Source organism: Achromobacter sp. 1011811831, from assembly GCF_059760905.1.
This window is the reverse complement of sequence record NZ_JCBANG010000148.1, coordinates 1-8988: the sequence shown is the minus strand read 5'-3', so window position 1 is coordinate 8988 and position 8988 is coordinate 1. Positions and strand designations below refer to the sequence as shown.

Sequence of the window (8988 nt, the reverse complement as noted above, 5' to 3'; positions counted from 1 at the left end):
CGTGACGGCCTGCGCGTGGCCGAGGGCGCGACGCTGGACGTGGCGATGCCGGTGTACCGATACGAGCCGGGCAGCGAGGCCACGGGCCAGCGGCCGGCGCCGGCGCTGCTGCTGGCGCCGGTGTACCTGGAGAACCCGCTCAAGGGCGCGCTGACGCAGCGCGCCGGCGCGGACTTGACGCTGCGCTCGCAGCGCGAGGATCACGAGGGCGGCGACCTGCGCATCGACGCCGGCGCGGTGGTGTCCGTGGATCCGGGCAGGTCGATCGCGCTGCTGGGCGGCGGATCGAGCAGCATCGTGGTGGACGGCCGCCTGAACGCATGGGGCGGCGCCATCTCGCTGGACATCAAGGGACCGGCGACCAACAGCCCCAAGACGAGCATGCAGCCGCATGCGCGTAGCATCTGGATCGGCGAGCGCGGCGTGCTGGACGTGGCGGCGCGCGTCGCCGGCGCGACGGCGCTGGATGGCCGCCGCTACGGCACGCTGGCCAACGGCGGCAGCATAGCCATCGGCGGCAAGCTCGATTGGGACGCCACCGGCAAGGCCGCCGCGCCGGACGTGGCGGTGGTGCTGCGCCCAGGTTCGGTGCTGGATGCGTCCGGCGCCAGCGCGGCCTTCGACTATCAGGACGGCGCGCGCACGCGCACGGTCGCGGTTGCATCGGACGGCGGCAGCATCGTGCTCAAGTCGTCCCATAGCCTGCACCTGGACGGCGCCATGACGGCGCGCGCCGGCGGCGCGGGCGCGGCCGGCGGCACGCTGGCCATCGCGCTGGAAACGCCGGTCTTCCCGGTCTGGGTGGCGCCGGACGATGCGTTGCGCGCGCAGCGCGAGTTCACGATCTCGCAGCACGCGCGCGACAGCGGCCTGCCGGCGGACATCCAGCCGGGCCAGGCGGCGCTGGCGTCGCGCTATGGCGCGGGCCGTTTGTCGGCGGACCAACTCGCGGCCGGCGGCTTCGACAATCTTTCCCTGCTGGTCAACGGCATTCTCGGCTTTGACGGCGACGTGAGCCTGGCCACGCGCCAGAGCCTGCGCCTGTATGCCGGCGCCTACGGCCTGGCCGAGAGCGCCGCGGCCGGCAGCCATGTGCGCCTGGCCACGTCGCATCTGCGCCTGGCGGGCGCCACCGGCGACGTGACGGACAGCGACGCCATGTACTCGGTGAACTGGCGGCGCGGCGCGTCCAAGCGCGCCAGCGACGCGCGCTTCGGCGCCGAGGCCGACCTGATCGAGGTGCGCGACCGCGCGGGCTTCGGCGGCGCCAGCGGCAGCATCGAGCAGCAGGCCGGTCCCGCCGTCGCTATAGACCGGCGCGGCTTCGCCGACGTCGATATCCTCAGCCGTGGCGACCTGCGCCTGTTGGGCGGCACCGCGGCGCGCGGCCTGGCCGGCAAGACCACCACCGAACTCGCCGCCACCGGCAACCTGAACATCACCGCCGCGCAGATCTATCCGGCGGCGGATGTCGACGCGCAGATCGTGGCCGGCTACAAGCCGGGCGACACGCTGGAGATACGTCGCCATGCCGGCGCCGAGCCGGCCGTGCCCGCGTCCGTCTTCGGCAGGCTGCTGCTGGGCGCCAATATCGTGCGCCAGGGCGGCATCGTGCGCGCGCCGCTGGGCCAGCTGATCCTGGGCACGGACGCGCGCGGCGCATCGTCGGCGCGCGCGCAGCGCACGGAACTGCTGCCGGGCAGCATCACCTCGGTCAGCGCGGCCGGCCTGGTCATGCCATATGGCGGCACCGTGGATGGACTGGCCTATCAGTACAACGGCGCGCCCGTCACGCCGAGGCCGCTGGGCGCCAGCGGCATCACGCTGAATGGCGACAACGTGGCGGGCGCGACGGGCGCCGTGCTGGACCTGTCGGGCGGCGGCACGCTGACCGGCGCCGGCTTCATTTCGGGGCGCGGCGGCTCGGTGGACATCCTGCGCACGCCGTTGGCCAACGCCAACCCCGTGTTCAAGGACAGCGCCGCCGGCAACGCGGTCTACGCCATCGTGCCGGGTGGCGCGGGCGGCTACGCGCCGGTCGCGGCCGACGCGGGCGCGCCGCTGGTGGGGCAGCAGATCACGCTGGCGCAGGACGCGGGCGGCCTGAAGGCCGGCACCTACACCCTGCTGCCGTCCACCTACGCCATGTTGCCCGGCGCCTACCGGGTCGAGATCGGTCCGCAGTCCGCGCCCGGCATTCCGTCCGTGGCGAACGCCTATGGCTCTCAGGTGGCGACCGGCTATCTGGGCGTGGCCAACACGGGCATCCTGAAGTCCCTGCCGAACCAGCTGCTGCTGACGTCCGGCGATGCGCTGCGCAAGCACGCCAGCTATAACGAGACCGGCTTCGACGCCTTCGTGATGGCGGACGCCGCGCGCAAGGGCGGCATGCGCGGGCAGATCGCGGCCGACGCGCACGATCTGACGCTGGACTATCGCTACTTCAAGCCGCAGCCGGGCAAGCCGCTGCTGGATTTCAACGGCGTGGCCCGCTTCGACCGTGGCGACAGGAACGGCCTGGGCGGCAGCCTGATGGCCCTGGGCCACCGGCTGGAGATCCTGCCCGATGGCGGCATCGCCAGCGCGCCGGACGCGGCCGGGCTGTACGCCAGCGACCTCAACAAGTTCGGCGCTTCGCGCATGATCCTGGGCGGCGCGCTGGCCATGCGGCACGGCGACAACGTGGCGACCTTCCGCGCCGAGGCGTGGGAAGTGACGCTGCGCGCCGGAGCCCGGCTGCGCGCGCCCGAAGTGTTCCTGTTGAGCCAGGCCTCCTTCGCCGAAGGCACGCGGGTCGAGCGCGGCGCGTCGATCAGCACGCTGGGCATGGGCGCCGCGGCCTACGATTCGACCAATGGCGTGACCTTCGAGGCCGGCAATGCGTCGGTGCTGGGCCTGTCCAACGGCTGGATCAATCTGATGGCGCCGGAAGAAGGCTTGAGCAAGATCAGCGTCGGCGATTGCATCGGCGCCGGGCCCTGCGCCGGCGAATCCACGCTGTACGCCGAAGGCACGATGGCGGTGGCGACCAATCGCTCGTTCTCGCTGTCCGATCATGTTCGCTACGGCGCGAAGAACATGGTGCTGGCCGTGTCCGCCGTGAACATGGGCAGCGACGCCGCGCTGGCGCGCGCCGCCGCGGCGGGGCAGCTGCCGTCGGGCATGTCGATGAACCAGGGCGTGCTGGCCCGCCTGCTGGCGGGCAATGCCGGCGCGGGCGTGCCGGCGGTCGAGAACCTGATCTTCAACGCGCGCGACGCCGTCAACATGTACGGCGCGGTGGACCTGGACGCGCGCGGCGCCGCCACCGGCAAGCCTGCGCTGCAGCGCCTGGTGATTGGCGCGCCGGCCATCTACGGCTACGGCGCGGCGGGCGACACGGCGCTCATCCGGGCGCCCGAGATCGTCTGGACCGGCACCCTGCCCAAGCGTATCGACGGCGGCTCGGCGGATGTCAGCCAGCCGCATGCCGGCGCGGCCATCGCCGGCATGCTGGGCAACGGCGCGCTGGAGCTGGCCGCCGATCGCATCGTGCTGGGCTACGCGCCCGGCACGCAAACGGCCGCCGGCGGCGTGTCGGAACGGCTGGCGCTGGGCTTCGGCCAGGTCCGGTTGAACGCCGCCGAGAGCCTGGGCGCCAATGGCTCGGGCACGCTGGCCATCCATCATCGCCAGGGCGCCTATGTCGCAGGCAAGGGCTACGCCTACAGCGGCGGCGATCTGGTGATCAACACGCCGCTGATCAAGGGCGCGGCCGCCTCGGTCAGCCGGATCAGCGCCGGCGGCGATATCGTGGTGCGCGGCCCCGCGGGGCAGACCGGCAGCGACGCGCTGGGCGCGGAGCTGAAGCTGGCCGCGCACGACATCATCCTGGATACCCGCGTGGCCTTGCCCTCGGGCAAGCTGACGCTGGAATCCGAGCGCGACATCACGTTGGGCGAGGGTGCAAGGCTGGACCTGGGCGGCCGCGCCGCGGGCTTTTTCGAGCAGACGCGCTACAGCCAGGGCGGCGACCTGATCCTGCGCAGCAAGAGCGGCAACATCGCGCAGGCGGCGGGCGGGTCCATCGACCTGTCCGCGCGCAACAACAACGCCGGCACGCTGCAGGCCGTGGCGCTGGGCGCGGGCGCGGGCCGCATCGCGCTGGACGGACGCATCCTGGGCGGCGCCAGCGGCAGCCACGACGCCGGCGGCACGCTGGTGCCGTATGCGGGCGCCGAGATCTCGGTGCGCGGCCAGAGCGTGGCGGACTTCGCCGGCTTGAATAGGCGCCTGAATGAAGGGCAGGCCTTTGGCGCGCGTCGCTTCCAGATCAAGCAGGGCGACCTGACGGTGGGCGATGAAGTGCGCGCGCGCCAGGTCAGCATTTCCGTGGACAACGGCAGCCTGACCGTGGTCGGCCGCATCGACGCCAGCGGTTTCCAGACGGGCGCGATCAGCCTGGCGGCCGGACGCGACCTGACCGTGCTGGGCGCGCTGGACGCGCACGGCGCCGGCCTGCGCCGTGACAGCTACGGCTTCATCATCGACAGCCCCAACCGCGCCCAGGTCTCGCTGACCGCGCGCGATGGCACGCTGACGCTGGGTCCGCAGGCCCGTATCGATCTGCGCGCGGGCACCGAGGCCGCCGGCCATGATGGCCGCGCGCGCGGCACGCTGGACCTGAACGCCAGCCGCATCGGCGCCACCGACGGCAGCCGCGACGGCGCGGGCGCCAACGATGTCGCGGTCACCGTGCAAGGCCGCCCGCAAGTGCTGGGCGCCGCGACCGTGGCGCTGAACGCCTTCCGCACATACAAGGACGCGCCGTTGGCCGCCACGCCGGACGTGTCCGGCGGCACGCCCCAGCTGATCACGCAGGAGTTCCTCGAAAACCGCATCGACAAGGACAACAGCGCCTTCATCGACGCGGCGCTGGCCAATAGCACGCTGGCGGCGCGCCTGGCCGGGCTGGGTGACTATCGCCTGCGCCCCGGCGCGGAAATCGTCAGCGACGCGGCGATCAATCCCGCCGGCAACCTGGCCGTGGTCGGCGACCTGGACCTGTCGGGCCTGCGCTACGGCCCCGGCGCCAATCGCCTGGATCCCGCCCGGCGCGGCTTCGGCGAACCCGGCGTGCTGGTGCTGCGCGCCGCGGGCGACCTGGCCATCTACGGCAGCATCAACGACGGTTTCGCGCCGCCGCCGGCCACGCCCGACGAAAAGGGCTGGTACCTGATCGAGGCGCGCGGCGCCAATGCGCGCCCGACCACGCTGGGCAACGACGTGGTGCTGCCGATCGATGGCGTGGTGCTGGAGACCGGCACCCTGTTCCCCCGCAACGCCATGCTGAACTACGACGTGCCGGTGGCGGCGATGTCGCTGCCGGCCGGCACGCTGCTGCCCGCCGACGCCAACTTGACCGCCGCCTACACGCTGCCCGCTGGCGTCGTGGTGGCGGCCAATGTCTACAAGGCCGATGGCACGCTGGCGGTGGCCGCCGGCACGGTGCCTTCCGCCGACATCAGCCTGTCCGCCGGCATGCGCCTGGGCGCGGGCACGCGGCTGCAGCAGAACACCGGCGTGGCTGCGATGGTCTGGCCCAAGGGCGCGGTCCTGCCGGTGGACGTGACCACCACCAGCAACATCACGCTGGCGCGCGGCGCGTTCATTCCTTCCATGGCCAAGGTCCAGCTGCCCAATGACGAGCCGGTCGCGCTGCGTCCGGAGTCCGGCGGATCGCAAGGCCGCAACTGGGCCGTGGCGCCCATGTTGCCGGCCGGCGCCACCAGCTGGACCCTGCAGCTGACGGCCGGCGCCGACCTCGCCTCGGGCGACCGGGGCGCGACCGCGCCGGACGCCCGGGGATCGGTGATCCTGGCCGATCCGCACGCCATGCTGCGCATGACCTCTGTGTCCGGCGGGTCGGGCCTGGTCTGGCTCGATCACCGCATCACCACCGCGCTGCGCAAGAAGCCCGGCGATCCGGTGGAGGAGACCAACGTCAGGTACTGCACCGCCACCCCGGCGGCCTGCGCGATCGATCCCAAGCGCATCAGCTACACCTACACGGCGGCCGGCTCCGTGGCGGCCGTCGGCGACAACTCGCTGGTGGGCAAGAAGATCCCCGACAATGTGGTCAGCGGCGGCTTCTGCACGGCCGGATCCGGCCGCTGCACGCAGGTCGTCGCGCCGGTGCCGCAGGTCACCACCGCCAACCTGTATTCGCCGATGTTCAGCGTGTTGCGCACGGGCACGGGCGACCTGGGCCTGAACGCCGCGCGCGACGTCGCGATGATGTCGCCGTTCGGCGTCTACACCGCCGGCACGCCATCGCAGGCGCTGCTCGATGCGTCGGGCGTCAACAAATACAACCTGGCGCGCGGCACGCTCAACGGCAGCGTCATCGGCCTGTCCAACGCCGCGTACAACGCCGCGCTGTCCGCGTACCAGGCCTGGTATCCGGAGCAGGGCGGCAACCTCACCGTGTCGGCCGGCCGGAACATCACCGGCGATGTCTGGGGCAGCGTGGCCTCGGGCCTGCGCAACCAGCTGCCCAGCGCGGGCGTGGGCAACTGGCTGTGGCGCCAGGGCACGGGCGGCATCGGCGGCGCCGATGCGGTGCCGGCCGCGTGGTGGATCAACTTCGGCACGTACACGGCGCCGTTCAGCGCCGGCACCGACCTGCCGTACCTGACCGGTTTCACCGGCTGGGGCACGCTGGGCGGGGGCAACCTCGCCATCAGCGCCGGCGGTGACGCCGGCATCATCAGTGCGCGCGGCGACGCGGATGCGCAGGTGTATGCGCGCAGCCAGGCGCTGGTGGCGGTGGTGGCCGGCACCGGTCGGGTCGGCGCGGACGGCGGCATGACGCTGACCGGCGGCGGCGACCTGAGCCTGCGCGTTGGCGGCACGGTCAACCCGAACTTCAAGCTGGCCCAGTTCGGATCCGGCGGCAGCAACAACCAGAACGGAGACCTGAACGGCGTGCTGGTCAACCTGCGCGGGATGACGCGGGTGGATGCCGGCGCGGTCGGCATCGTCCAGCCGCGCTATCGCAGCGGGCAGCTGGCGGTGGCCGGCGGCGATGCCGACGCGGGCGAAGTGCGGGCCATCGATCCTTTCAAGGCCACGCTTTCCGTGGCCAGCGGCGGCCTGATGCTGATGCCGGGCGATTCGCCGGTTTACCTGGACACGCGCCGGGACCTGGTCGTGATGGACGCGGGCGATCCGGGCCGGGTCTACGTCAACCAGACCAATCGCTACAGCGTCGACGGCGCGTCCTTCGATGGCGGCGGCCGCAGCTGGTTCTCGCTGTGGACGCCAGCCACCGCGCTGAACCTGTTCGCGGCAGGCGGCAACCTGACGCCGGGCACTCAGGCCGCCAACCGCCATTCCCTGGGCGGCAATGGCAACCAGGTCGACACCCTGTCCGTCTATCCGTCCATCCTGCGCGTCACGGCGGCCAGCGGCGATGTCTACTTCGGCTATTCGATCGGCTCGGGCATGAACCGGGGCGACAACGGCGGCATGATCCTGGCGCCTTCGCCCACGGGCGCGCTGGAAATGCTGGCCGCGGGCTCGCTGTACGGCGGCCTGTACGGCATCAGCATGTCGAACGCCGACGCGCCGCTGCCCAGCCCGCGCCGGCCCGCCTTCCTGGGCATGGATGCGTCTGGCAACTACGTGCCGGCCTCGTCCAACGTCAGCCGCGAGGGGTCGACCTCCAGCACTGGCCGCTTCGACGGCGTGGCGGGCGTGGGGCTCAGCGCGGTCAACGGGCTGTTCGTCTTCGGGCCGGACACGCCGTCCGACCGTTCGCTGCATGAAGGCGATGCCTCGTCCGCCCTGTTCTACGCGGCAGGCGGCGACATCATCGGCCTGAACACCGGCTGGCTGCAGAGCTTCCCGGCGAGCACCCAGCGCAGTGTGCTGACCTGGTACCGTGCGGCCTTGCCGGCGCGCATCCTGGCCAGCCGGGACATCGTCAGCGCCAGGGGGCTGGCGCTGCACAACAACGCGTCCGACGTGTCGCTACTGCACGCCGGTCGCGACATCTGGTACGCCGACATGAAGGTGGCGGGCCCCGGCCTGCTGGACGTGGTGGCGGGCCGCAACCTGGTGCAGGAAGACCGCGCCAGCATCGTCAGCGTCGGCCCGGCGCTGCGCGGCGACAAGCGGCCGGGCGCGGATATCGCGATCACGGCGGGCGCCGGCGCGGCCGGTCCCGACTACGACGCGCTGGGCAAGCGCTACCTGGACCCGGCCAACCGCGCCGTGGCCGGCCAGACCCTGGCCAGCCAGCCCGGCAAGGTGGTCCATACCTATGAGCGCGAGCTGGCCGACTGGCTGCGCGCCCGCGACGGTTTCACGGGCAGCGACCAGGACGTGCTGGCGCGCTTCGAGGCCCTGCCGCTGGCCCTGCGCCAGGCCTTCCTGCGCTCGGTGTACTTCGCCGAGCTGCGCGCCGGCGGGCGCGAGTACAACGACCTGCAAGGACCGCGTCCGGGTTCGTACCTGCGCGGCCGCCAGGCCATCGCGGCGCTGTTCCCGGAAGGCGCGGCGCGCGAAGGCGGCATCTCGATGTTCGGACCGTCCGGCGTGCGCAGCGTCGGCGGCGGCTCGATCCAGCTGCTGGCGCCCGGCGGCCAGATCGTGGTCGGCGTGCAGGGCGTGGCGCCGCCGGGCAGCGCGGGCCTGATCACGCAGGGCCAGGGCGACATCCAGGCCTATTCCAAGGGCAGTCTGCTGCTGGGGCTGTCGCGCGTGATGACGACCTTCGGCGGCGACATCCTGGCCTGGTCGGCCGAGGGTGACATCAACGCCGGCCGGGGTTCGAAGACCACGGTGGTCTACACCCCGCCGCGCCGCGACTACGACGTGCTGGGCAATGTGGTGATGGCGCCGCAGACGCCTGCGGCGGGCGCGGGCATCGCCACGCTGAACCCGATACCGGAAGTGCCGCGCGGCGACGTCGACCTGATCGCACCGCTGGGCACGATCGATCCG

At 72.4% G+C, this 8988-nt stretch carries 1 protein-coding gene; it reads left to right on the top strand.

Annotation, left to right across the window (positions count from 1 at the left end; genetic code table 11):
- Nucleotides 1-8988: filamentous hemagglutinin family protein (locus AC6LJ9_RS29600; RefSeq protein WP_498150326.1), on the top strand; the 8988-nt coding region annotated here is incomplete at both ends.